This is a genomic window from Enterococcus faecalis (assembly GCF_029024925.1).
GTDB lineage: Bacteria > Bacillota > Bacilli > Lactobacillales > Enterococcaceae > Enterococcus > Enterococcus faecalis.
In genome coordinates, this window is sequence record NZ_CP118962.1 from 824,702 (window position 1) to 849,769 (window position 25,068).

The 25,068-nt window shown below is 38.0% G+C and carries 22 protein-coding genes; 19 read left to right on the forward strand and 3 right to left on the reverse strand.

The features are described 5' to 3' along the window. The first annotated feature begins 18 nt into the window (after nt 1–18). The 12 genes from mraY to ileS all read left to right on the forward strand — a co-directional run bounded on the left by mraY (nt 19) and on the right by ileS (nt 13,752). A complete protein-coding gene (gene mraY / locus PYW42_RS04115) occupies nt 19–984 on the forward strand; it encodes a phospho-N-acetylmuramoyl-pentapeptide-transferase (RefSeq protein WP_002355894.1) in 966 nt (321 codons plus the stop codon). A gap of 22 nt (nt 985–1,006) precedes the next feature. Then, a complete protein-coding gene (gene murD / locus PYW42_RS04120) occupies nt 1,007–2,377 on the forward strand; it encodes a UDP-N-acetylmuramoyl-L-alanine--D-glutamate ligase (protein ID WP_002373622.1) in 1,371 nt (456 codons plus the stop codon). A 4-nt stretch (nt 2,378–2,381) separates the two neighbouring features. Continuing rightward, on the forward strand, nt 2,382–3,473 hold the full coding sequence (gene murG / locus PYW42_RS04125; RefSeq protein ID WP_002388880.1) for an undecaprenyldiphospho-muramoylpentapeptide beta-N-acetylglucosaminyltransferase: 1,092 nt from the start codon (nt 2,382–2,384) through the stop codon (nt 3,471–3,473). An 8-nt stretch (nt 3,474–3,481) separates the two neighbouring features. Next, nucleotides 3,482–4,606, forward strand: coding sequence for a cell division protein FtsQ/DivIB (locus PYW42_RS04130; RefSeq protein WP_002355897.1), 1,125 nt, complete (start codon nt 3,482–3,484; stop codon nt 4,604–4,606). Between the two features lie 173 nt (nt 4,607–4,779). Beyond that, on the forward strand, nt 4,780–6,102 hold the full coding sequence (gene ftsA, locus PYW42_RS04135) for a cell division protein FtsA (RefSeq protein ID WP_002355898.1): 1,323 nt from the start codon (nt 4,780–4,782) through the stop codon (nt 6,100–6,102). A gap of 26 nt (nt 6,103–6,128) precedes the next feature. Beyond that, nucleotides 6,129–7,361, forward strand: a complete 1,233-nt coding sequence (gene ftsZ, locus PYW42_RS04140; protein ID WP_002355899.1) for a cell division protein FtsZ — start codon at nt 6,129–6,131, stop codon at nt 7,359–7,361. 16 nt (nt 7,362–7,377) lie between these two features. Continuing rightward, complete coding sequence (locus PYW42_RS04145; protein WP_002358890.1) at nt 7,378–8,055, forward strand: YggS family pyridoxal phosphate-dependent enzyme; 678 nt, start codon at nt 7,378–7,380, stop codon at nt 8,053–8,055. A 13-nt stretch (nt 8,056–8,068) separates the two neighbouring features. Next, on the forward strand, nt 8,069–8,713 hold the full coding sequence (locus PYW42_RS04150) for a cell division protein SepF (RefSeq protein ID WP_010816100.1): 645 nt from the start codon (nt 8,069–8,071) through the stop codon (nt 8,711–8,713). 28 nt (nt 8,714–8,741) lie between these two features. Then, the gene (locus tag PYW42_RS04155; RefSeq protein ID WP_002355902.1) at nt 8,742–8,999 is read left to right on the forward strand and encodes a YggT family protein; all 258 of its coding nucleotides are present in this window, start codon (nt 8,742–8,744) and stop codon (nt 8,997–8,999) included. Between the two features lie 26 nt (nt 9,000–9,025). Further along, nucleotides 9,026–9,808 carry a YlmH family RNA-binding protein gene (locus PYW42_RS04160; RefSeq protein WP_002388789.1) on the forward strand — a complete coding sequence of 261 codons (783 nt, stop codon included), beginning with the start codon at nt 9,026–9,028 and terminating at the stop codon, nt 9,806–9,808. 151 nt (nt 9,809–9,959) lie between these two features. Next, nucleotides 9,960–10,661, forward strand: a complete 702-nt coding sequence (gene divIVA, locus PYW42_RS04165; RefSeq protein ID WP_002355904.1) for a cell division protein DivIVA — start codon at nt 9,960–9,962, stop codon at nt 10,659–10,661. A gap of 310 nt (nt 10,662–10,971) precedes the next feature. Beyond that, on the forward strand, nt 10,972–13,752 hold the full coding sequence (ileS, locus tag PYW42_RS04170) for an isoleucine--tRNA ligase (protein WP_002387984.1): 2,781 nt from the start codon (nt 10,972–10,974) through the stop codon (nt 13,750–13,752). Between the two features lie 51 nt (nt 13,753–13,803). Here ileS and zwf read toward each other — a convergent pair whose 3' ends face one another. The 3 genes from zwf to PYW42_RS04185 all read right to left on the reverse strand — a co-directional run bounded on the left by zwf (nt 13,804) and on the right by PYW42_RS04185 (nt 16,536). Beyond that, nucleotides 13,804–15,327 carry a glucose-6-phosphate dehydrogenase gene (zwf, locus tag PYW42_RS04175; protein WP_002355906.1) on the reverse strand — a complete coding sequence of 508 codons (1,524 nt, stop codon included), beginning with the start codon at nt 15,325–15,327 and terminating at the stop codon, nt 13,804–13,806. Further along, the gene (gene efaR / locus PYW42_RS04180) at nt 15,327–15,995 is read right to left on the reverse strand and encodes a transcriptional regulator EfaR (RefSeq protein ID WP_002358896.1); all 669 of its coding nucleotides are present in this window, start codon (nt 15,993–15,995) and stop codon (nt 15,327–15,329) included. Before efaR ends, zwf begins: the two co-directional genes overlap by 1 nt. 172 nt (nt 15,996–16,167) lie before the next feature. Then, the gene (locus PYW42_RS04185) at nt 16,168–16,536 is read right to left on the reverse strand and encodes a DUF4828 domain-containing protein (RefSeq protein ID WP_002355908.1); all 369 of its coding nucleotides are present in this window, start codon (nt 16,534–16,536) and stop codon (nt 16,168–16,170) included. Nucleotides 16,537–16,734: 198 nt separating this feature from the next. Between PYW42_RS04185 and sfsA the strand changes: the two genes are divergently transcribed. The 7 genes from sfsA to PYW42_RS04220 all read left to right on the forward strand — a co-directional run bounded on the left by sfsA (nt 16,735) and on the right by PYW42_RS04220 (nt 25,061). Beyond that, nucleotides 16,735–17,466 carry a DNA/RNA nuclease SfsA gene (gene sfsA, locus PYW42_RS04190; protein WP_002388902.1) on the forward strand — a complete coding sequence of 244 codons (732 nt, stop codon included), beginning with the start codon at nt 16,735–16,737 and terminating at the stop codon, nt 17,464–17,466. Nucleotides 17,467–17,571: 105 nt separating this feature from the next. Beyond that, nucleotides 17,572–18,570, forward strand: coding sequence for a Gfo/Idh/MocA family protein (locus tag PYW42_RS04195; protein ID WP_002355910.1), 999 nt, complete (start codon nt 17,572–17,574; stop codon nt 18,568–18,570). 26 nt (nt 18,571–18,596) lie between these two features. Then, complete coding sequence (locus PYW42_RS04200) at nt 18,597–19,898, forward strand: DEAD/DEAH box helicase (protein ID WP_002366395.1); 1,302 nt, start codon at nt 18,597–18,599, stop codon at nt 19,896–19,898. A 44-nt stretch (nt 19,899–19,942) separates the two neighbouring features. Then, complete coding sequence (locus tag PYW42_RS04205) at nt 19,943–22,648, forward strand: sigma 54-interacting transcriptional regulator (protein WP_002355912.1); 2,706 nt, start codon at nt 19,943–19,945, stop codon at nt 22,646–22,648. A 228-nt stretch (nt 22,649–22,876) separates the two neighbouring features. Next, complete coding sequence (locus tag PYW42_RS04210) at nt 22,877–23,194, forward strand: PTS sugar transporter subunit IIB (protein ID WP_002355913.1); 318 nt, start codon at nt 22,877–22,879, stop codon at nt 23,192–23,194. Nucleotides 23,195–23,335: 141 nt separating this feature from the next. Continuing rightward, the gene (locus PYW42_RS04215) at nt 23,336–24,799 is read left to right on the forward strand and encodes a PTS sugar transporter subunit IIC (protein WP_002364646.1); all 1,464 of its coding nucleotides are present in this window, start codon (nt 23,336–23,338) and stop codon (nt 24,797–24,799) included. Between the two features lie 43 nt (nt 24,800–24,842). Beyond that, entirely contained in the window at nt 24,843–25,061 is a 219-nt protein-coding gene (locus PYW42_RS04220; RefSeq protein ID WP_002355915.1) for a hypothetical protein, read from the forward strand. Nucleotides 25,062–25,068: the final 7 nt, after the last annotated feature.

Genomic DNA, 25,068 nt, shown 5'->3' on the forward strand with positions numbered 1-25,068 from the left:
ATAATTAGGAGAGATAACATGGAGTGGACACAGATTTTTATTCCCATAGTGGTGAGTTTTGCCATTACAGTGAGCGTAATGCCACTATTCATTGGCTATTTTCAAATGAAAAAACAAGGGCAGGTTACTCGTGAAGATGGCCCGACTTGGCATAGCGTGAAAACAGGTACCCCTACAATGGGGGGAGTCGTTTTCCTTGTAGCCAGCTTGATTACTTCATTAGCAATGGGGTTGTTTTTCCACCAATTTACGCCGTCTCTACTAATTATTCTATTTATTTTAGTATTATACGGTTTGCTAGGTTATTTAGATGATTTCATTAAAGTCTTTAAAAAACGGAACATGGGCTTGAATTCTCGTCAAAAATTAATTGGTCAAATTTTTGGTGGGTTGGTTTTCTACTTTGTTTATCGAAGTGAAGGCTTTTCAGACACCTTAGATTTGTTTGGAGTAGCAGAAGTTCCGTTAGGTATTTTTTATGGCGTGTTTATTATTTTTTGGTTAGTCGGTTTTTCTAATGCCGTGAATTTGACAGATGGGATTGATGGCTTAGTTGCTGGTTTAGGAACAATTTCATTTGGTACTTATGCAATTATTGCCTGGAAACAACAACAATTTGATGTTGTGATTATCTGCCTAAGTGTGATTGGTGGGCTGATTGGCTTTTTCCCTTATAATAGAAAACCAGCAAAAATCTTCATGGGTGATGTTGGTTCATTAGCATTAGGTGGATTGTTAGCAGCAATTTCAATTATTTTGCATCAAGAATGGACGCTACTTTTAATTGGACTTGTCTACGTTTGTGAAACAGCAAGTGTTATTTTACAAGTTGCTTCATTTAAATTATTTGGTCGACGGATTTTTAAAATGTCACCAATTCATCACCATTTTGAAATGTGTGGTTGGTCTGAATGGAAAATTGATTTTGTCTTTTGGTCTGTCGGTTTAATCTGTTCAGGAATCACATTATGGATTCTTTTCTAATCTATCAAAGGGGAAATTGACAATGAAAAAAATAACAACCTATCAAAACAAAAAAGTGTTGGTTTTAGGACTAGCTAAAAGTGGTGTCAGCGCAGCGAAACTCTTACATGAGTTAGGTGCGCTCGTTACCGTTAATGACGCAAAACAATTTGATCAAAACCCTGACGCCCAAGATTTATTAACCTTGGGTATTCGTGTTGTTACAGGGGGGCATCCAATTGAATTGTTGGATGAAGAATTTGAACTAATTGTTAAAAATCCTGGCATTCCTTATACAAACCCACTTGTGGCAGAAGCACTAACTCGGAAAATTCCTATCATAACTGAGGTGGAATTAGCAGGTCAAATTGCCGAATGTCCAATTGTCGGCATTACGGGCACCAATGGCAAAACAACCACGACCACGATGATTGGTTTACTGCTAAACGCTGACAGAACGGCTGGTGAGGCACGTTTGGCGGGAAATATTGGTTTTCCAGCGAGTACGGTGGCTCAAGAAGCAACAGCCAAGGATGATCTTGTGATGGAACTTTCTAGTTTTCAGTTAATGGGAATTGAGACGTTTCACCCACAAATTGCAGTAATTACAAATATTTTTGAGGCACACTTGGATTATCATGGTTCGCGGAAAGAATATGTTGCTGCAAAATGGGCCATTCAAAAAAACATGACCGCAGATGACACCTTGATTTTAAATTGGAATCAAGTAGAGCTTCAAACGTTAGCTAAAACCACAGCTGCCAACGTATTGCCTTTTTCAACGAAAGAAGCAGTAGAAGGGGCTTATCTTTTAGATGGGAAATTATATTTCAATGAAGAATATATTATGCCCGCCGATGAGCTAGGGATTCCTGGCAGTCACAATATTGAAAATGCACTCGCAGCGATTTGTGTAGCTAAATTAAAAAATGTATCGAATGCTCAGATTAGACAAACTTTGACAAACTTTTCAGGCGTTCCCCATCGAACGCAATTTGTTGGCGAAGTTCAGCAAAGACGTTTTTATAACGATTCAAAAGCAACCAATATTTTAGCTACAGAGATGGCGTTAAGTGGGTTTGACAACCAAAAGCTACTTTTACTTGCAGGTGGCTTGGATCGCGGTAACTCATTTGATGAATTGGTTCCTGCTCTGCTGGGACTCAAAGCAATTGTTTTATTTGGAGAAACCAAAGAAAAATTGGCGGAAGCTGCTAAAAAAGCGAACATTGAAACAATTTTATTTGCTGAAAATGTTCAAACGGCGGTTACCATTGCCTTTGATTATTCGGAAAAAGATGATACTATTTTACTATCACCTGCTTGCGCAAGTTGGGATCAATACCCGAATTTCGAAGTACGCGGGGAAGCCTTTATGCAAGCTGTTCAACAATTAAAAGAAAGTGAAATGTGAGAAAATGAAGATACTAGTAACTGGTGGTGGCACAGGTGGGCATATCTATCCTGCGTTATCCTTCGTCGAACACGTCAAAAAAGAAGCACCTGCAACAGAATTCTTGTATGTGGGAACAGAAAATGGTCTAGAAAGTCAAATTGTGCCAAAGGCGAAAATTCCATTTAAAACGATTAAAATTCAAGGATTCAGGCGTTCGCTAAGTCCTCAAAATTTTAAAACAATGTATTTATTTTTAACAAGCATTAATAAAGCAAAAAAAATTATTCGTGAATTTCAACCAGATGTGGTCATTGGTACAGGCGGTTATGTTTCTGGTGCAGTGGTTTATGCGGCCCACCAATTAAAAATACCGACAATTATTCATGAACAAAATAGTATCCCTGGAATGACAAATAAATTTTTAAGTCGTTATGTAGATAAAATTGCGATTTGTTTTCCGGATGTCGCTAGTTTTTTCCCGAAAGAAAAAACAATTTTGACAGGGAACCCGCGGGGACAAGAAGTCGTAACGGTGGAAAAGTCAGCTATTTTATCAGAGTTTGGCTTAGATCCAGCAAAGAAAACGGTGGTTTTATTTGGCGGAAGTCGTGGCGCCTTGAAAATCAATCAAGCGTTTGAACAGGCCTTTCCTTTGTTTGAAGAGAGAGAGTATCAAGTTTTATACGCTTCAGGAGAAAGATATTATCAGGAACTTCAAGAAAGTCTAAAGCTTTCTGAAAAGAAATTGACAAACATAAGTGTGCAACCGTATATTGATAAAATGGTTGAAGTGATGGCTAATACCGATTTAATGGTGGGACGTGCAGGAGCAACCTCAATTGCGGAGTTCACCGCATTAGGATTACCAGCAATTTTAATTCCGAGTCCTTACGTCACGAATGATCATCAAACGAAAAACGCGCAAAGCTTAGTAAAAGTTGGTGCTGTTGAAATGATTCCAGATGCAGAATTGACCGGCGCTCGTTTAGTTGCGGCAATTGATGATATTTTATTAAACAATGAAAAAAGACAACAGATGGCAACGGCGTCCAAAGGGGAAGGCATCCCAGATGCAAGTGATCGTTTGTATCAAGTTGTGAAAACGTTAGTCTGAGATAGGAGGTGTGGAAGATTAGTAACGAGAACGATATATTCAAAAAAAGAAAACCATTACCTCCAAAAAAATCGGAAGAGTCTCAACCTGAACTGACACCTTGGCAAAAACAAAACCAAGAATATTTGAAGAAGCAAGCGGAAGAAGCTGCTTCAAAAGGTGAAAACGAACAAGCAGAAGTCACCATCACTTTACAAGAACAAAGTCAAGAAGAGCCTCAACAACATCTTCCACAAGAAACAGTGGAAGAAGAGGAGCATTTTGCAGATCGTTTACCGAACGTTAAGAAAACACGGAACAAGCGCTTATATAGGCGTTTAGCCTTTATTTTAACTTGTTTAGGGACAGCCATTTTAGTGGCATTGTATTTTGTTTCGCCTCTTAGTCGATTGAGTGAAGTAACAGTTTCAGGTAACAAAAGTGTGGAGAGCCAAGCGATTATTCAGCAGTCAAAACTTGAAACGGGCAGTGGCTTATGGGAGCAGTATTCAAATAGAAATTATTTTTCTGCAAATATTCAGAAAAAGTTTCCAATTATAAAAAAGGCGAACATTAAGTTAAATGGTATTAATTCATTTAAAATTGATATTCAAGAGTATCAAATTGTCGCTCTTGCTGCGACTAAAGGCGGCTATCATCCGATTTTAGAGAATGGTAAAACTTTGGCGGAAACCACCAAAGCTGCTGAAAGTGGCAAACCAATTTTTGAGAATTTCAAAGAGGATAAATTAATCCCTGAATTAATGGCCTCTTACAACAAATTACCTCAAGAAATTAAACAAGGAATTTCAGAAATTAAATATGCACCATCAAAAACCAATAAAGACTTGATTAATGTCTATATGAATGATGGAAATCGAGTGATTGTTAATATTTCTGATTTAAGTGAAAAAATGGCTTATTATTCACAAGTAGCCGAGCAAATGGACAAACCTGGAATCGTTGATATGGAAGTCGGCATTTTTTCTTATCCGTATGAAAAAGAAAGTGAAGAAACGGGCAGTGAAGTTTCCGAAGATTCAGCGGTTGAAAATCAAGAAGTTGTGGACCCAAATGCAGGCGCAGCAACGGATGAAGCGAATAATGGTACGCCGACAAATGGAGAAAATCAAGAAGTGCAACAAGCAGAATAAGTTTTTTACAAAAATGTTTCAAAAATTAACGAACAAATTCGTATAATCTGCTTTCTAAAACCCCCATTTTTATGGTAAAATTGGAAGAAGTGAATAATACTAAAAAAGAGATAGTTAAACGGACGCCTTTGTCCGCTTAGATATTGGAATTAATAGGAGGAGGAATTCCGTTCATGGCAAAAACAGGAATGTATGTAGGCCTCGATATTGGTACAACTTCTGTCAAAGTAGTTGTCGCTGAATATATTGAAGGTCAAATGAACATCATCGGCGTTGGAAATGCAAAATCAGACGGTTTGAATCGAGGGATTGTCGTCGATATTGATCAAACAGTTCAAGCAATCCAACGGGCCGTTCGACAAGCCGAAGAAAAAGCCGGCATTCAAATTAAAAGCGTAAATGTTGGATTACCAGCGAATTTATTAGAAGTAGAAAGCTGTCAAGGAATGATAGCTGTTAGCAGTGAATCAAAAGAAATTACAGATGAGGATGTGCGCAACGTCGCATCTGCAGCTTTGGTTCGTTCAACTCCTCCTGAACGTCAAATTGTTGCAATCTTACCGCAAGACTTTACCGTCGACGGCTTTGAAGGCATCAAAGACCCACGTGGAATGCTTGGCGTTCGCATGGAGATGTTTGGCGTTGTCTATACTGGACCAAAAACAATCATCCATAACATCCGTAAATGTGTTGAAAAAGCTGGCTTAGGAATTAACGAATTAGTGATTACACCGCTTGCTTTAACAGAAACAATTTTAACAGATGGCGAAAAAGACTTTGGAACAATTGTCATTGATATGGGTGGCGGTCAAACAACGACATCTGTTATCCACGACAAACAATTGAAATTTACTCATGTTAACCAAGAAGGCGGCGAGTTCATCACGAAAGATATCTCAATCGTATTGAATACTTCTTTTAACAACGCCGAAGCCTTAAAAATTAATTATGGGGATGCTTATCCAGAAAGAACTTCAGCAAACGAAGAGTTTCCTGTTGATGTTATCGGTAAGTCAGAGCCTGTAAGAGTGGACGAACGTTACCTTTCAGAAATTATTGAAGCGCGTGTGGAACAAATTTTGAGAAAATCAAAAGAAGTTCTGGATGAAATTGATGCGTTTGAATTACCTGGAGGCGTTGTGTTAACTGGTGGCGCCGCTAGTATGCCAGGTATTGTCGATTTGGCGCAAGAGATTTTTGAAGCCAACGTAAAACTATACGTACCAAATCACATGGGCTTACGTAACCCAGTCTTTGCTAATGTCATTAGCATTGTGGAATATTCAGCGCAACTAAACGATATTTATCACATTGCCAAATATGCAATCCCTGGTGAAAAATCGAAACCAGCACAATCAGTCGCTGTCCAACAAGAAGTTCGCTATGACACATATGCTGAACAGCCTCAAGAAGAATACGAAGAATTCAACGAACGTGAGTCTGGTGAAAAAGTGACAGGCAAAATCAAAGACTTCTTCTCGAACATTTTCGACTAATCACACAAACAGGAGGATACGATATCATGGAATTTTCATTAGACAATAACATTAACAACGGTGCAGTCATTAAAGTTATCGGTGTAGGTGGCGGCGGCGGAAACGCTGTAAACCGTATGATCGAAGAAAACGTTAAAGGCGTGGAATTTATCACAGCCAATACAGACGTTCAAGCATTAAAACATTCAAAAGCAGAAACAGTGATTCAATTAGGCCCTAAATACACTCGTGGTTTAGGTGCTGGTTCACAACCTGAAGTTGGCCAAAAAGCTGCAGAAGAAAGTGAACAAGTGATTTCAGAATCATTACAAGGCGCGGATATGATTTTCATTACTGCTGGTATGGGTGGCGGAACTGGTACAGGTGCTGCCCCAGTAGTTGCAAAAATCGCTAAAGAATTAGGCGCTTTAACAGTTGGTGTAGTAACTCGTCCATTTAGTTTTGAAGGTCCAAAACGTGGTCGTTTTGCCGCTGAAGGAATTGCCTTATTAAAAGAAAACGTTGATACACTACTAATTATCTCAAACAACCGCTTATTAGAAGTCGTTGACAAGAAAACGCCAATGCTTGAAGCATTTAGAGAAGCTGATAATGTATTGCGTCAAGGTGTTCAAGGGATTTCAGATTTAATCACTGCGCCAGGTTACGTAAACTTGGACTTTGCTGACGTGAAAACAGTGATGGAAAACCAAGGAACAGCTTTAATGGGAATTGGTGTAGCGAGCGGCGAAGAACGCGTAATTGAAGCAACGAAAAAAGCTATTTCTTCACCATTGTTAGAAACATCAATCGATGGTGCGGAACAAGTCTTATTAAACATTACTGGTGGCTTAGATATGACCTTGTTTGAAGCGCAAGATGCTTCAGATATCGTTACAAATGCTGCTTCAGGTGATGTGAACATCATCCTAGGTACATCAATCAACGAAGATTTAGGCGACGAAATTCGTGTAACAGTAATCGCTACAGGTATTGATGAATCAAAAAAGGATAGAAAACCGCACCGTCAAACAAGACAAGCGGTTCAACCAATGCAACAAACAACTCAATCTGTGGAAATGGATCAACCAAAATCACAAGAAGAAGCAAGTGCTTTTGGCGATTGGGATATTCGCAGAGAACAAAATACACGTCCAAAAGTTGATGAATCTTCATTAGAACAAGTAGACAAAAAAGAATTTGACACATTCCACCGTGAAGAACCAAATCACAATGATGACGAATTAAGTACGCCACCATTTTTCCGCAGAAAACGATAAGGAGCATCGATTAGAAATGATAGCTGAAAACTTAACAAATATTAATAATCAACTTCAGCTAGCATGCAAAAGCTCACAGCGCTCTGTTGCTGATGTGACAATGATTGGCGTCACTAAATCAGTAGGAATTGAGGAAGCAGCAGAGCTTGTTCAGCTTGGTGTCCAGAATTTAGCTGAAAACCGAGTAGATAAGTTACTAGAAAAGAAAGCTGGATTGGAAAAATTTAATGATATTCAGTGGCATTTAATTGGTAATTTACAACGTAGGAAGGTAAAATTAATTATTAATGAGATAGATTATTTTCATGCATTAGATAGTCTGAGTCTAGCCAAAGAAATTCAAAAAAGAGCAACGAAAGTTATTCGTTGTTTTGTTGAAGTGAATATAACTGGGGAAGAAAGCAAGCACGGCTTTCGTAAAGAAGACGTCTTACCTTTCATTCAAGAACTTGCTGATTTGGACAAAATTCAAATCGTCGGTCTAATGACTATGGCACCTTTTGGGGCAAGTGAAGAAGTATTACATGCAACATTTAGAGAATTAAAAGAGCTGCAAATGACCGTAAATGAGAAACATTTATCTTTTGCTCCTTGTACAGAACTTAGCATGGGAATGAGTAACGATTTCCCAATCGCAGTTGAAGAAGGTGCAACTTTTATACGAATCGGAACAGCGTTATTCAGAGATGCGTAAAGGAGAGGAATTTATGTCAATTTTTAACAGGGATGCGTTATCGAGCTTTTTTGGCTTATCTGGCGAAGAAGATGATTATTATGATAACTACGAAGAATATGAAGAGCGCAAAGCAGTTAATGAACCACCGCGTCGTGCAGCTCGGCCTAAACCACAACGCCCTGTTCAACAACAGGAAAGTTACAGTCAGCCAGCTTATACACAACAAAGTGAGCCTGTAGTTGAAAAACCTTCTGCACGCTATCGTTCTGCTGAAGCGCATCAAGAAAGAGACACACAACAAGCTGCTTACACAGAGAATAAAGTGGTTTCTATGCGTAGTTCTAATCAATCAGCGACTACGAATACAAGACGAGCACAAGAAAGCACCGCCAATGCAAAAACACATAAAATTACTATTATTGAACCACGTGTGTATTCAGAAGCAATGAGCATTGCGAAACATTTATTTGCTGAAGAAGCTGTGCTAGTTAATTTTACATTAGTAGAAGAAGACCAAGCACGACGCATCGTTGATTTCTTAACTGGTACTGTGTATGCTTTAGACGGAGATATTCAGCGCGTTGGCAATGAAATCTTCTTATGCACACCAGCGAATATGGAAGTTGATAGTGCGACAGCACAATCTTTAGCCAACAAACAATTCTTTGATTTCTAAGCCTTAGGGAGGTGTTATTATCGCAACACTGATTACTCTATTATACAAAGGCGTTCAAATCTATTCAGGATTACTAGTGATTTACGCGCTACTTTCATGGTTTCCAGGAGCATATGATTCTGCTTTCGGGCGTTTGCTCTCTAGAATTTGTGAACCATACTTAAGTTTGTTTGACCGTTTGAATTTAAGGATTGGAATGGTTGGATTTAACGTAATGGTAGGGATTATTGTCCTTAACCTAGCAGCGGGTGGCTTAGCAGTCATTTTACGAGCTATTGTTTATTAATAACTTTTAGAAAGGATGATTTATCTATGAACGCAAATGTGTATCAACATTTCCGCAAAGATGAACATCCTTTTATTGACACTGTCGGGGATTGGCTAGAGCAAGTGGAGATGCAATACGCGCCTTATTTGACAGACTTTCTTGATCCTAGACAGGCGTATATTTTGGAAACGTTGATTCGACAAAACAGTGATTTATCGTTTACTTTTTATGGTAGTTATGAGCAAGCAGAACGAAAACGCTGCTTGATTTATCCAGCGTATTACATGCCAGAAGAGACAGATTTTGGTGTTGTATTATTTGAAATTATTTATCCATCTAAATTTGCGACATTATCTCATGGGAAAATTTTAGGCACCTTGATGAATGTTGGGGTTCGTAGGGAAGCCTTTGGAGATATTATTTCCGATGGTGATAAGTGGCAGGTTTTTATAGCACAAGAAGTAGCTGGCTTCGTTGTTAACCAAGTCGACAAAATTGGTAAAATTACTGTTCGCTTAGAAGAGCGGGATTATACACAAATTTTGATACCGAAGGATGGTTGGCAAGAAGAGCGAACGACTATGAGCTCTTTGCGGCTGGATAGTGTGATTTCCGCCGTATTTAATATTTCAAGGCAGCGATCAAAACAATTGATCGAATCTGGTAAAGTAAAAGTCAATTGGACAGAAACGACACGACCAGATTTTGCTTTAGACTTATTAGATATTGTTTCGATACGAGGATTTGGGCGCCTTCAGATTCAAGAATTAGAAGGAAAAACAAAGAAAGAAAAATTTCGTGTCCTCTTAGGGGTATTGAGAAAATAATCTCGAACTTTTGTTTAAGAAAACCATTTTGGCTGTTCATTCAGACGAAGTTGTGTATAATAAAAAAAGTAAGATATTTGCTATTTCAGGATTAGTATGAGAATGTGTTCATAAGGGGTTTTACAAAAATAATCCAAAGAGGTGAAGGAATATGGCATTAACTCCATTAGATATTCAAAACAAAGACTTCTCAACAAAAATGAGAGGCTATAACCAAGACGATGTAGATGACTTTTTAGATCAAGTCACACGTGATTATGAAGATGCATTACAAAAAAATCGTGAACTTGAGAAATCATTAAAACACGCAGAAGAAAAATTACAATACTTCAATGAATTAAAAGATGCATTGAACCAATCAATTATTGTTGCACAAGATACCGCTGATAAAGTGAAATCAAGTGCCAATAAAGAATCAGAAATGATTATCACTTCGGCAGATAACCAAGCCAAAGAAACCTTGGTAGAAGCTGAACGTAAATCAAATGCAATGATTGCAGATGCTGAAGCGAAATCAACACAAATCTTAGCAGAAGCAATTGAACGTGCCCGTCAATTAGCTGGGGAAACAGAAGACTTGAAGAAGAAAACACGTGTCTTCCATCAACGCTTAAGCTTAATGCTTGAAACTCAATTAGAGCAAGTGAAGAGTGAAGAGTGGGAAGAGATTTTAAAGCCTTTTTCTAGTTATGTCGGAGACAAACATACAGCAGTTAAGGAAATTCTTGATGAACAAGACCTTGACAACGAAAATGAAACTGTTGTAAACTCTGAAGAGAACACAGATGCTGTAGTAGAAAAAAAGCCTGTAATTGAAGTCACTGAAGAAACAATTGAAGAAGAATCAAAATAGATAGAACAGAACGTTTAATGTTTATTCTTAGCAGCGAGTCAATGATAGTGAAAGTTTGACAGACACTGGCATTAAACAGATCCTCTATCCTAGATGCAGTTCTGAACACTTGAGTAGGAACTGCCGGATAATTACCGTTATCAATTTCAGAGAAAGTAGGGGCAACTCTACTTTGAATTTGGGTGGTAACACGAGTACTTCGTCCCTTGGGATGGAGTACTCTTTTTTTATCTACTTTTATCAGCTATCGTTCATCTTTAGTATGAACTAACACAATTAAATCGATAAAATGAAAGCGAGGCAAATGCATATGAAAATGAAAGAAACATTGCAATTAGGAAAAACAGCTTTTCCAATGCGTGGGAACTTGCCAAACCGTGAAGCAGAATGGCAAAAAGACTGGGAAGAAAAAGGCTTATATGAACAACGTCAAAAATTAAACGAAGGAAAACCAACCTTTGTTTTACATGATGGCCCTCCGTATGCAAACGGAAATATTCATTTAGGACATTCTTTGAATAAAATCAGTAAAGATATTATTATTCGTTCAAAATCAATGTCTGGTTTCCGTTCTCCTTATGTGCCTGGTTGGGATACTCATGGTTTACCAATTGAGCAAGTGTTAACCAATAAAGGGGTTAAACGTAAAGAAATGACTGTCGCTGAGTATCGCGAAAAATGTAAAGAGTATGCCTTATCACAAGTCGACAAACAACGTAACGATTTTAAACGTTTAGGTGTGTCAGGCGATTGGGAACATCCATATATTACGTTAGATCCAGAGTATGAAGCAGCAGAAATTCGTGTTTTTGGTAAGATGGCAGAAAAAGGCTATATTTATAAAGGCTTAAAACCAATTTATTGGTCTCCTTCAAGTGAATCTTCTTTAGCAGAAGCAGAAATTGAATACAAAGATGTAAAATCACCTTCTATTTACGTAGCTTTTAATGTGGCCGATGGTAAAGGTCTTTTAGATAACGAGACAGCCTTCGTCATCTGGACGACAACCCCTTGGACATTACCAGCCAACTTAGGTATTTCAGTTAATCCTGATTTTACGTATGTTGAAGTGAAGGCAGACGGTCGTAAATTTGTAATTGCTAAAGATTTATTAGCAACAGTTAAAGAAGCGGTTGGTTGGGAAGAAGTAGAAGTCTTGCGAGAATTTTCTGGTGAAAAATTAGATCGTATGACAGCTCAACATCCATTCTATGATCGAACATCACTTGTTATGCTAGGCGACCACGTGACGCTAGATGCTGGGACTGGCTTAGTTCATACCGCACCAGGGCATGGTGAAGATGACTATATCGTTAGCCGTAAATATGATTTACCTGTTATTTCTCCTGTTGACAGCCGTGGGGTCTTTACAGATGAAGCACCTGGTTTTGAAGGAATTTTCTATGACAAAGCGAATCCAATGATTACTGAGTTATTAGAAGAAAAAGGCGCGTTATTAAAATTAGATTTCTTTACGCATAGTTATCCACATGACTGGCGTACCAAAAAACCAGTTATCTATCGTGCAACGCCACAATGGTTTGCTTCAATCTCTAAATTCCGTCAAGATATTTTAGATGAAGTTGAGAAAGTTGACTGGCTAATTCCTTGGGGAAAAACACGTTTATATAATATGATTCGTGACCGTGGTGATTGGGTAATCTCTCGCCAAAGAGCGTGGGGTGTACCATTACCGATCTTCTATGCTGAAAACGGGGAAGCCATCATTACGCCAGAAACAATTGAACATGTAGCGAATTTATTTGCAGAACATGGATCAAATATCTGGTTTATGCGTGAAGCAAAAGAGTTACTACCAGCCGGCTTTACACATCCAGGTTCACCAAATGGCGAGTTTACCAAAGAAACAGATATCATGGACGTTTGGTTTGACTCAGGTTCTTCACATGAAGGAGTTTTACGAGAAAGAGAAGAGTTAACTTTCCCAGCAGATATGTATTTAGAAGGTTCTGACCAATATCGTGGTTGGTTTAACTCAAGTATTACAACAAGTGTTGCTATCAATGGGGTAGCGCCTTATAAATCAATCATTTCTCAAGGGATGGTTCTCGATGGCGAAGGCCGTAAGATGAGTAAATCGTTAGGCAATACTATCTTACCTGAAAAAGTTATCAATCAAATGGGGGCAGATATCTTACGCTTGTGGGTAAGTAGTGTTGACGCGGAAGCCGATGTGCGTGTCTCAATGGATATCTTAAACCAAGTATCTGAAGTGTACCGGAAAATCCGTAATACTATGCGTTTCTTGTTAGCGAATACGAGTGATTTTAATCCAGCTGAGCATACTGTAGCTTATGCTGATTTACGTTCTGTAGATAAATACATGACGGTTCGTTTAAATCAAGTCATTCAAGAAATCCGTGAAAATGGTTATGAAAAATATAATTTCATGCATATTTATCGGACAGTTATGAACTTCTTAACTGTAGATTTATCTTCTTTCTATTTAGACTTTGCGAAAGATGTCGTTTATATTGAAGCTGAAAACGATTATCAACGTCGTTGTATGCAGACTGTTTTCTATCAAACATTGGTTTCATTAACAAAACTATTGACACCAATTATTCCACATACAGCGGAAGAAATTTGGAGTTTCTTACAAGAAGAAGAAGAGTATGTGCAATTAGCTGAATTCCCAGGTTACGAAACGTTTACTAATGAAGAAGAATTGATGGATACATGGGCAGCCTTTATGGATTTCCGTGACAATGTCTTAAAAGCGTTGGAAGAAGCTCGTCATTCTAAATTAATCGGTAAATCGTTAGAAGCCAAAGTGACCGTTTATCCAAATGAACAAATTCGTCAATTAATGACAGCTGTTGATGCAGATATTGCTCAATTACTAATTGTTTCCGACTTTGAAGTATCAAAAGAAGTAGCACCTAGTGAAGCTGTTCAATTTGAAGACATGGCTATTTTAGTTGAAAAAGCAGAAGGCGAAACGTGTGACCGTTGTCGTTCCGTTCGTCAAGATGTCGGCTCAGATGAAAAATTACCAACACTTTGTGGCCGTTGTGCACACATTGTTGAAGAAAATTATCCAGAAGCGGTTGCTGAAGGATTCGAATAAACAAGAAAAAAGATCCGCTAGTCGTTAACTAGCGGATCTTTTTTGGCTTATTTATTGATCAAGTTGACCGCGGTCACGGTACCAGTTATCTGGTTGCCATTCCCAAGTAAAGCCATCTTTTTCTAATAAGTCGAAGGCAGCTTGCGGGCCCATTGTGCCAGCGGCATAATTAGGGAAAGAAACGTCTGTTTTATCCCAAGCATGTCGAATAATGTCAACAATGCGCCAAGATTGGGCAACTTCGTCCCAATGAGAGAAGTTTGTACTATCGCCATTTAGGCAGTCTAATAGAAGTTTTTCATATGCTTCTGGACTATTTTCAGTCATTTCAGCACTTTGACGGAAATCAAGTTTCACTGGAGTTGTATTAAACCCTTGACCGATTTCTTTTCCATTTAAGGTTAATGAAAATCCTTCAGTTGGTTGGATATAGATAGTTAAAACATTCGGTGGTAAATCGGTTTTATCGCATTCTTCACACGTATCATCTTTGAAGACATTAATAGGTACTTGTTTAAAGACGATGTTAATGCGTGTGCCTTTTTCAGTTAATCGTTTACCTGTGCGAACATAGAAAGGGACGCCAGACCAACGGAAATTATCAATTAAAAATTTACCAGCAACAAAAGTTTCAGTGGATGAAGTTTCTGCCACATTCGGTTCATCACGATAGGCTGCAAATGTTTGATCAGCTAGCTGACCTTCGCCGTATTGTCCACGCACGAAATTTTGAAGGGCTTCTTCTTCAGAATAAAGGCGGATGGCACGTAAAGCTTTTACTTTTTCAGTCCGAATTTCTTTTTCAGAAAAGGCAACAGGAGGCTCCATAGAAAGCAATGCAACGACTTGTAAAATATGATTTTGAACCATATCTTTTAGTGCGCCACTGTGGTCATAATAGCCGCCACGATCCTCGACACCTAAGCTTTCAGCGAAGGTGATTTGGACATTATCAATGTAACGATTGTTCCATTGTGATTCAAAAATATTATTGGCAAAACGAATGGCTGAAATATTTTGGATCATTTCTTTGCCTAAGTAATGGTCAATTCGGAAAATATCTTGTTCAGGAAATGCAGCACGAATTTCTTCATTTAATTCGTAGGCAGATTCATAATCAGAACCAAATGGCTTTTCGATAATTAGACGATCAAAGCCTTCTTCCGAAATAATATGTTGTGATTTCAAGTGATTAACAATGGTTCCAAAGAATTGAGGGGCCATAGCTAAATAGTAAACATGATTGCCTTCTAAGTGGTATTGTTCATTTAGGCGATCAGATAATTCTTTTAAGGTATTATAATGTTCCGTATCATTCACATTATGTGATTGGTAATAGAAATGACTAGAAAATTCAGTTGCCTCTTCGGCCGTGGGATTTAAGTCTTGAATGGTTTCACGAACGATTTCACGATAGTATTCGTCTGTCCATTCCCGACGTGCGGTACCAATCACCGCAAAACGCTCAGCTAATAATCCTTTTTTATATAAGCGGAACAGGGAAGGATACAATTTGCGTTTGGCAAGATCACCTGTCCCCCCGAAAATAGTAAATAATGCTACTTTTTCATTCATTAGTTTTCCTCACTTTCTCTAATCAACGGCTCAACAAAAATTGTGTTTGCTGCTTTAAAGCTGACGGATAGCTCTTTGTTTTCATTATAAATGGTGATCGGTCCTTCATATGCAGCAATTTCTTTAATCGTATATTCTTCTTGAATATTTAAATCAATGGAAACTAAATAATCCAGTAATTCTTTTTCGTCTAAGACACGTGCAATCCGAATTTTTGTGCCAACAGGGTAGTCTGTTAACGTTTGGCGTTTCTCCTCATGAATGGGTTGATTATCTTCGGGAATAACACCACCGTGTGGACAAAATTCTGGATGATTTAAATAATCCGCTAAACGGTTCACAAGCGTCTGTGAAGTAACATGTTCTAAAACTTCTGCCTCTTCGTGCACATCATTCCAAGTGTAATTTAAGTGCTCTACTAAAAAGACTTCCCAGATTCGGTGTTTGCGAATTAACGTACTCGCTTTTTTTAAGCCTTTTTCAGTTAATTGTACCCCTTGATAAGGAGAATGCTCAACCAAATCTTCTTTTACTAACTTTGAAATCATCTCACTAACCGAAGCTGCCGAAACATCGAGTCCAGAAACAATTTGTTTATTATTCACTTTAACTTCGTCGCCACCTAATTCAAAAATTAATTTTAAATAGTCTTCGCGATTTGGTGTCATAGGGGCTCATCCTTTCAAAAAAACATCATCCTAAGTTTATCAGAAAAAGGCGCATTTGACTATTTAATAATATTCAAGTTGTAAGAAAACTTTCTGAATGCTTTTGCAAGGGATGTAAAAAAAATAAATCACCCACCGCACATACTTCATTTTATGTGTCGTGGGTGATTTATTAATTGTAAATAGCCCGTTCTAGTGTGTAGGTTTCGTCGTCGGCTTCATCGTAAAGCGTCGCAGGGACACCATTTTCACATTGAATGATTAAATGGTAACCTAACTTGTCTAAGATAACTAAGCGTTTAGGGGTTAATTCAACAAGCAAGGCATGCGTTTGTTTGCCATCAATGAAAACATTGAAAGATGAGGTGATTTCTAAGGTGTGTTGCGTGGCTTTCTTCACGTCCACAAACCACCAATGCCCAGTATAGTTGTGTTGAAGCTCCTGTGGGGAAGGGAGCTGTTTATTTTTTTTCCAGAGGATAGAGCCTGCTAATCCAGTAAGTAAAGATGCACCAACCAAGAAAGTCCAATGTTTTTTCAAAGAAATTCCTCCTAACCTTCATTTTCATTTATTCGTCTTCGTTACCTTTATTATATAGAACTTGTCTAAAATATTCGACTAAATCGCTGAGAATTGACAAATATTTAATGATTGACACAAGATAGTAAAATTGTTGGTTTTGGTCTATACTTTTCCTTGTTTTTTTATGGTATAGTGTGTAAGAAAGGAAGTCTGTGTATGAAGTACCCGAATGTCCAACTTGCTTATTTTATCGAACGACCCAATCGGTTTATTGCACACTGTCGTTTAATGGAAACGAATGAAGAAGTAATCACACATGTCAAAAATACTGGCAGAGGGAAAGAAGTTTTTTTACCAGGTGCTGTTGTGGCGCTTAGTTATCAACCATCGCCTAAAAGAAAAACAGATTACGATTTGATTGCAGTAAAAAAAGGTTCTTTTTGGATTAATATTGATAGCCAAGTACCGAATACATTAGTCAATGAAGCGTTAAAAAATGGTCAAATTGTGCTTCCTAGTTTAGTTGGTACGATCCAAACTGTTAAACGTGAGCAACGATTTGCACATTCAAAATTTGATTTTCTAGTGGAAACGGATGCAGACGAACAAGCTTTTGTCGAAGTGAAAGGCATGACTTTAGAAAATAAAGGCATCGGTGCTTTTCCTGACGCGCCAACACTTCGTGGCTTGAAGCATGTCACTGAACTAATGGCTGCAACTAAAGCGGGTTACCGCTGTTACGTTTTGTTTGTGGTCCAATTTGAAGAAATTAAGCAAGCAACGATTCACCAAGAGATGCAACCTGCCTTTGCTGAAAATCTGGGTGCTGCAATTGATCAAGGTGTGCAAGTCCTTGCTTACAATTGCCACGTAACACCAGCAACGATTGAACTTAAGTCACAGGTAACCTTTGATTTATTACAGGCATTTGATGATCCTAATAAATAACTTGAAGAACTCCTAGCGCTTTAAGGCAGGGTAATTACGTGACTTTTGTACGAGAGATTACTATTATAAAGAGAGTAAATAAACAAAAAATGGAGGTTTTTGATTATGATACATTTAGGCGTAATTGGTACCAATTGGATTAGTCATCAATTTGTTGCAGCAGCTTTAGAAACGGGTGCGTACGATTTAACGGCTGTTTATTCTCGGAAACTAGCAACGGCACAAGAATTTGGTTCTCGCTATGGGGATGTGGAATATGCAATTGATTTAGAGACGTTTTTTGGTATTGCACATATGGATACGGTTTATATTGCCTCACCAAATTCATTACATTTTGAACAAGCGAAACAAGCAATTTTAGCGAAAAAAAATGTAATTGTTGAAAAACCAGCTTTTTCAACACCTGATGAGATGGCAGAAATTATTGAATTAGCGAATAAAAATCGTGTGTATTTCTTTGAAGCGGCCCGTAATATTCATGAGCAAAGTTTCCAAAAAATTGCTGAATTATTGCCATTAAAAAACCAAATTTTAGGTGCGAATTTTACGTATATGAAATATTCTTCTCGCTATGATCAAGTATTAGAAGGCAAAGAGCCAAATATTTTTTCTCCTCATTTTTCTGGGGGAGCCTTAGCAGATTTAGGCGTTTATTTAGTTTATGCAGCCTTGGGCTGGTTTGGCGTACCAAACGAAAGCCATTATTTTGCTAGTAAAATTGCGACAGGTGTCGATGGCTTAGGAACAATTATTTTACGATATGATCAGTTTGACGTGACGTTAAACACTGGGAAAATTAGTGATTCTTTTGCGCCATCCGAAATTTACTTTGAAAACGGGACCTTGATTTTAGATAGTGTCAATGCTATTTCTTCGGCTGAGTACCATGATCGCGCACATGAAGAACGTGATGTCTTAGATATTCAAGTAGCCGATAATCCAATGATTGAAGAAGCCCGTGATTTTGCAGCAGTTTTAAATAACCCAACAGATAAGTATTGGGGCACCAAGTATGAAGAATGGGTTGAGCTTGCTCGAAATGTCAATAAAGTAGTCACTGATTTACGTCATAGTGCCGGCATTATTTTTGATGCTGATAAATAAGAATTAAGCGATAGGAAAGGAACAATATGAGATTTTTAGAACAACTTCCAGAGGCTTGGCAAGAACAGTGGCAAGCTTCTGGCTTTAACGAACCATCAACAATTCAAGAAAAAAGTTTTACGCCCCTTCGCGAAGGAGAAAATGTTTTAGGAATTTCGCCGACAGGAACTGGAAAAACACTTGCTTACATGCTGCCTTTACTATTAACTGTTGAAAAAGGACAGGGAAATCAATTGTTGATTATTGCTCCGTCTCAAGAATTAGCTATGCAAATTGCTGAAGTTGCTCGGACTTGGGCTAAGCCACTTCAATTAACGGTTCAAACGTTAATCGGCGGGGCAAATGTTTCACGCCAGATTGACAAGTTAAAAAAACGTCCCGAAGTGTTAATCGGAACACCAGGTCGAATTTTAGAGTTAATGAAGAATAAAAAAGTCAAAGCTCAGTTGTTAAAAACAATCGTAATGGATGAAGTTGATCAACTTTTCCAAGAGGAAGAGCTAAGTTTAACCAAGCAAATTTTGACACACACACCAACCGAATACCAACTTGTTTTTTATTCAGCGACTGCTGATCGTGTCGTGAATCAAGCGCAATCTTTAAGCCAAAAATTACAGGTGATTGATGTGACGGAAGAAGATACTTCAGCAGGCCAAGTCGCCCACTACTTTATTCGGTTAGCACCAAGAAAAAAAGCTGATTACTTACGTCGTTTGGCCCATACAGAAGCATTCAGAAGCATGGTCTTTTTCAATCAAGTTGCTGATTTAGGTGCAGCAGAAGAAAAATTAGTTTATGAGAATGTGCCAGCTATTGGTCTGGCTTCAGATCAAAGTAAACAGTTGCGTAAATTGGCGATCGATCAATTTAAAGCAGAACGAGTGAAGTTGTTATTAACCACGGATATTGCGGCACGGGGCTTAGATTTCACAGGGGTCCCTTACGTCGTAAACGTAGATGTTCCTTTAACCGAAGAGAGCTATATTCATCGTTCTGGTCGCGTTGGCCGGATGGGTGCACAAGGGGCAGTGATTACGTTTATCAACGATGGCACCAAAAGGGATTATCAACGTTTGATGAAACAATTGGCCATTCCTTATCAGGAAATCTTTTTATATGATGGTGCACTTCATGAGCAGCCAAAAGCCAAAGATGAACTAGAAAAAAAGAACGTAGCCAAAGATACGTATTCAGAAAAAAAGAGTACGAAAGAAAGAAAACCAGAAACAGTAAATTCTGTTGTCAAAGAACCACAAGAAACACGCAAAAAGAAGAAAAACAAAAAGAAAAACACGAAAAACAAAGGAGCTCGTAAAGCGAAGAAATAACGCTTTACGAGCTTCAAGCAGAACGTTGTATCGAGGAGGATTCCATGAAATCTCGGAAGGAAGAAATCTTAGCGTTACTTCAAAAAAATGAAACTGGCTTAACGGCAGGAGCGGTAGCAGAACAGTTAATGATTGATCGCAGTAATGCCAGCCGTTATTTAAATGAATTATTCAAAGAAAAGAAAATTACTAGAAGTACTGGACGTCCTGTTATCTATTCAGTGCCAACAATCAATGAAGGAGAACAAGTCCATGTAGATGAGTCCACCTCTGTTAGTTTTGACACATTAGTAGGTGCCAATGATTCTTTAAAAGTGAGTATTCAGCAGGCCAAGGCGGCTATTTTATATCCACCAAGAGGTTTGCATACGATTATTTTTGGGAAAACAGGAACAGGGAAATCTCTTTTTGCTGAATGTATGTACCGTTTTGCAATTGATTCAAAAACCTTAGATGAAGATGCCCCTTTTGTCTCTTTTAATTGTGCTGATTATGCACAAAACCCACAATTATTATTTGGTCATATCTTTGGCGTAAAAAAAGGCGCCTATACTGGTGCGAATGAAGATAGTCCAGGCTTAATGGCAAAAGCAGATGGCGGGATTCTCTTTTTAGATGAAATTCATCGCTTACCGCCAGAAGGTCAAGAAATGCTCTTTACGTTTATTGATAAAGGCGTGTACCGTCCATTAGGAGAAAGTGGCCAAACCTATGAAGCCTCTGTTCAAATTATTGGTGCGACAACGGAATCCTCAGAAAACTTTTTAACCACTTTTAATCGGCGGATTCCGATGTCGATTACATTACCATCTTTAGATGCACGGACGCTAGATGAGCGTTATGCCATCATTTCGTTATTTATTCAGCAAGAGGCAACACGTTTGGGCCAACAAATTGATATCGAACGCGAAGCAGTTTTGGCGTTCATGTTATACGATGCAGAAGGAAATATTGGTCAGGTGAAGCGGGACTTAAAATTAGTTTGTGCTAAGTCATTTCTTTATTATCGGACGCACAATTTAGAACATTTGGTTATCCGTAAACGGGATTTGTCGTTACCTGTCCAAAAAGGATTATTAAAAATTAAAGAAGTGCCTGAGCGCTTGGATCAATTTGTCGACAGTAAAAGTAATTATTTATCTTTCCAGCCAGGCACCAACAAAATTGTTTGGTCGCAAGATCCAGCTAGAGACATGCAAGTTTACAATGAAATCGAAGAAAAAGTCGCTGACTTGTCTGAAGCTGACTTAGAAAATGTTGATTTAGAAGAATTGATTTCTAAAGATATGAATGCGTATTTTAAAAATTATGTCGAAGAATTAACCCAACATTCTTTACATAAGGAGTTATTACCAGAAGCTATTTGGGACTTAACGAATCGTCTTTATGATATCGCAGAAGAGCGTTTGGAACACACGTACAACGAAACTGCGCGCTTTGCCTTTGCGCTTCATTTACAAAGTACGATTGAACGTGTCAAAGAAGGTCATGTGATTGTCCATCCTGATTTAAATAATGTCCGTAAAAACATGAAAAAAGAATTTCAAGTAGCCTTAGATTTATCTTCTATTATTGAAGAAGAGAACAACATAGAGATTCCTTTCGATGAAATTGGCTTTATTAGTATGTTTTTATCTATTAATGTCGGTAAAGAAGAAAGAACTCCAGAAAATAATGTTGGTGTGTTCGTCTTAATGCATGGGGATTCTACTGCCTCAAGTATGTTGAAAACCGCCCAAGAACTTTTAGGAACATCAATCGGAACAGCGATGAATATGCCGTTAACGATGGAAGTTCAAACAATGTATGAACAATTACGAAACCAAGTAATTACGCAAAAAGAATCGTTAAATAATGGGATTTTATTACTGACGGATATGGGTTCATTAAATTCGTTTGGAAATATGTTGTTTGAAGAAACAGGTATCCGAACAAAGGCGATTACAATGACGAGCACAATGATTGTCTTAGAAGCTATTCGAATGGCAAGCGTGGGACGAAGTTTAGAGGACATTTACCAAAATATTCAACTTTCTTTTGAAAGCGTTGTGAGAGAACAATTTCGCTCTAGTCTGCAAAAACGTCAAAACGTAAAAAAAGCAGTAATCGTGACGTGCTTTACAGGAGAAGGGGTCGCCGCAAAACTATACCAACGAATCTTACCAGTTATTGATGAAACAAAAGTGGAACTGATTCAAATGCAATTTATTGAACGAGAAACGTTTAAAAAGCATATCGACAACTTGATGGAAGAATATGAAATTAAGGCCATTGCGGGAACTGTGGATGTTGAATATCAAAATATTCCCTTCTTTTCCGTCTATGATATTTTTGATGATGAAAAATTAAATGTATTGAAACGGATTGCTAGTGATGAAGTGGCGATTGATACAATTGTTCATTCCCTAAGTGGCGTTATTACTTCTGTGGACTCCTTACAAAAATTAATTCTCATGTTACAAAAAACAGTTCATCAAATACAAACAGACATGCATATTATTGTTGAACCAGGGGTGGATGCCGGAATCATGATTCATTTGGCTTTTCTGGTAGATGCTTTAATTAAAGGAGAAGAAGCAAGAACTTTTCCAAACTTAGCGGAATATGTTAAAACACATCGTTTAGAAATCGATGTCGTACGCACGAATTTTATGTTAATTGAACGGGCGTATCGTGTGACGATCCCGGAAGCAGAAGTTGCGCATGTTACCCAAATGTTTTTAGAAAATGAAATTAAAAGTAAACAATAATAAATAAAAAAACATCAAGAAATGAGAAAACGCTCTCTTTTTTCTTGATGTTTTCTTTTTGTAAGTTACACACAATTTCATGTGTGTAAGCGTTTTCTTTTAGTGTGTGCACGCTTTTTTCGATGACAAAAGCTGTTATATCAGTATTTTAATGAGGAAAAAACTTGGCACAATTATTGCTATAAATAAAGTGTATAACGTCATAACTTTTAAGGAGATGAAGAAAAAATGGCAAAAAAAACAATTATGTTAGTTTGTTCCGCAGGAATGAGCACAAGTTTATTAGTAACAAAAATGCAAAAAGCAGCAGAAGATCGTGGCATGGAAGCAGACATCTTTGCAGTATCGGCTTCTGAAGCAGATACAAACTTGGAAAATAAAGAGGTGAATGTTTTACTTTTAGGTCCACAAGTTCGTTTCATGAAAGGGCAATTTGAACAAAAATTACAACCAAAAGGGATTCCTTTAGATGTAATTAACATGGCAGATTATGGCATGATGAATGGCGAAAAAGTTTTAGATCAAGCAATCTCATTAATGGGATAAGGAATTAAAACGTTTAGGAAAAGTGAATAGCAAATAAGGATAGTGCATGTTACCAAAGGTTTTGTTTTGTACGCTCGATTCATTCGTTTAATGAGGCTACTGCCTTTTTAATAAATATAAATGGATACAGGAGGAATAAAAATGAACGGATTAATGGCATGGATGGAAAAATATATCTTACCAACTGCCGCAAAAATTGGTGCACAGAAACATCTGGTGGCACTAAGGGATGCTTTTATTGGTACATTACCTGCGACAATGGCTGGATCAGTCGCCGTAATGATTAACGCAATTATTCGAGATCTTCCCCAAGAGTTTGTCTCAACTTATGCGGCAAGTTTGGAAGCAGACAAAGGTATTTTTGCAGTATTGAATGTCATCATTGGGATTAATGGTTTTGTTTGGAATGGTACATTGGCTATCGCTGGTTTGATTTTCGCTTTTTCTTGGGGCTATAACTTAGCGAAAGCATACAATGTGAATGAGCTAGCTGGTGGGATTGTCAGTTTAGCTACCTTAATTTCAGGTGTTGCTTTTGCACCAAATAACACAGCTGAATTAGCTGTAAAAGTACCAGAAAAGATTGCCAACGCAATTAATGGGGCAGAAATTGGTGCGTCAATTGCTAATAATCAATTGACTGTCAATCCATGGGGTTGGTTAAATCTCAACCATCTAAATGGTAACGCTTTCTTTACAGTGATGATTATGGGCGCTTTATCAACCATTATTTTTTGTAAATTAATGCAAGCGGATTTAACAATAAAAATGCCTGATTCTGTTCCGCCAGCAGTTTCAAAAGCGTTTGCGGCAATTTTACCAGCAACAATCGCGTTGTATGTCGTAGCGATTATTAACTTTACGGTGTCAAAACTTTCAGGCGGTCAATTATTAATTGACTTAATTCAAAAATATATCGCGGAACCGTTCCTTGGGTTATCACAAGGACTAGGCGCTGTGTTAATCGTAACGGTTTTTGTTCAAATTTTCTGGTTCTTTGGTATTCATGGGCCAAACGTTTTGGCACCAGTTCTTGAAGGAATTTGGGGACAAGCACAATTAATCAATATTGATATTTTCCAAAAAGGTTATGAAGGAAAAACAGGAACAGCTGCGGTTTTAGCCGCTATTGACGACGGTAAAGCCTACATGTGGGTCCGTGGTTCGTTTGATGCTTTTGCTTGGTTTGGTGGTTCAGGCGGTACAATTGTCCTAATTATTGCAATCTTGTTATTCTCCAAACGAGCAGATTATTTAACAGTCGGTAAATTATCATTAGGACCTGGAATCTTTAATATCAATGAACCGATTATGTTTGGTTTACCAGTTGTTCTTAATCCAATTATGTTTATTCCATTTGTAATTGCGCCATTAGTTGCTACTACAATTGGCTGGGTTGCAACGTATCTTGGGCTAGTCGCCCCAGTTTCTCAACAAGTCGCATGGGTGACACCGCCGTTGCTATTATCTTTCTTAGCGACAGGTGCCGACTGGCGCGCACCAATCGTAGCGTTGGTATGTATGGTAGTCACTTTCTTGATTTGGACACCGTTTGTTATCGCTGCTAACAAAATGGATCCTGCATTAGGCGAAAGTGAGCAATAGGCAATAAAAACAGCAATTACTTGTATAGAAAGGAGCGAGCGGCATGATTTCGATTGCAAGTGCAATGAAGCAAGAGGAAATTATTACTTTATTAGAGGCATATCAAGGGGAAAATGAAACATTTACTTTTAAAGAAAAGAATGGTATTAAGTTATTTTTTGAAGTTGAAGGAGATCCTGAAACTGCTGCACAAGTTGCAAAACAGCTGATTAAGGAACAACCTTGGGGTGGCGTTTTATACTTCCAAGCAACGGTAGTCTAAAAAGATA

Coding starts and splice junctions, on each gene's coding strand:
- PYW42_RS04145 (WP_002358890.1), top strand. CDS start 7,378: ATGATAGCTGAAAACTTAACAAATATTAATAATCAACTTCAGCTAGCA.
- PYW42_RS04160 (WP_002388789.1), top strand. CDS start 9,026: ATGAACGCAAATGTGTATCAACATTTCCGCAAAGATGAACATCCTTTT.
- ftsZ (WP_002355899.1), top strand. CDS start 6,129: ATGGAATTTTCATTAGACAATAACATTAACAACGGTGCAGTCATTAAA.
- PYW42_RS04215 (WP_002364646.1), top strand. CDS start 23,336: ATGAACGGATTAATGGCATGGATGGAAAAATATATCTTACCAACTGCC.
- PYW42_RS04195 (WP_002355910.1), top strand. CDS start 17,572: ATGATACATTTAGGCGTAATTGGTACCAATTGGATTAGTCATCAATTT.
- PYW42_RS04150 (WP_010816100.1), top strand. CDS start 8,069: ATGTCAATTTTTAACAGGGATGCGTTATCGAGCTTTTTTGGCTTATCT.
- zwf (WP_002355906.1), bottom strand. CDS start 15,327: ATGAATGAAAAAGTAGCATTATTTACTATTTTCGGGGGGACAGGTGAT.
- murD (WP_002373622.1), top strand. CDS start 1,007: ATGAAAAAAATAACAACCTATCAAAACAAAAAAGTGTTGGTTTTAGGA.
- PYW42_RS04220 (WP_002355915.1), top strand. CDS start 24,843: ATGATTTCGATTGCAAGTGCAATGAAGCAAGAGGAAATTATTACTTTA.
- PYW42_RS04205 (WP_002355912.1), top strand. CDS start 19,943: ATGAAATCTCGGAAGGAAGAAATCTTAGCGTTACTTCAAAAAAATGAA.
- efaR (WP_002358896.1), bottom strand. CDS start 15,995: ATGACACCAAATCGCGAAGACTATTTAAAATTAATTTTTGAATTAGGT.
- PYW42_RS04200 (WP_002366395.1), top strand. CDS start 18,597: ATGAGATTTTTAGAACAACTTCCAGAGGCTTGGCAAGAACAGTGGCAA.
- divIVA (WP_002355904.1), top strand. CDS start 9,960: ATGGCATTAACTCCATTAGATATTCAAAACAAAGACTTCTCAACAAAA.
- murG (WP_002388880.1), top strand. CDS start 2,382: ATGAAGATACTAGTAACTGGTGGTGGCACAGGTGGGCATATCTATCCT.
- mraY (WP_002355894.1), top strand. CDS start 19: ATGGAGTGGACACAGATTTTTATTCCCATAGTGGTGAGTTTTGCCATT.
- ileS (WP_002387984.1), top strand. CDS start 10,972: ATGAAAATGAAAGAAACATTGCAATTAGGAAAAACAGCTTTTCCAATG.
- sfsA (WP_002388902.1), top strand. CDS start 16,735: ATGAAGTACCCGAATGTCCAACTTGCTTATTTTATCGAACGACCCAAT.
- ftsA (WP_002355898.1), top strand. CDS start 4,780: ATGGCAAAAACAGGAATGTATGTAGGCCTCGATATTGGTACAACTTCT.
- PYW42_RS04210 (WP_002355913.1), top strand. CDS start 22,877: ATGGCAAAAAAAACAATTATGTTAGTTTGTTCCGCAGGAATGAGCACA.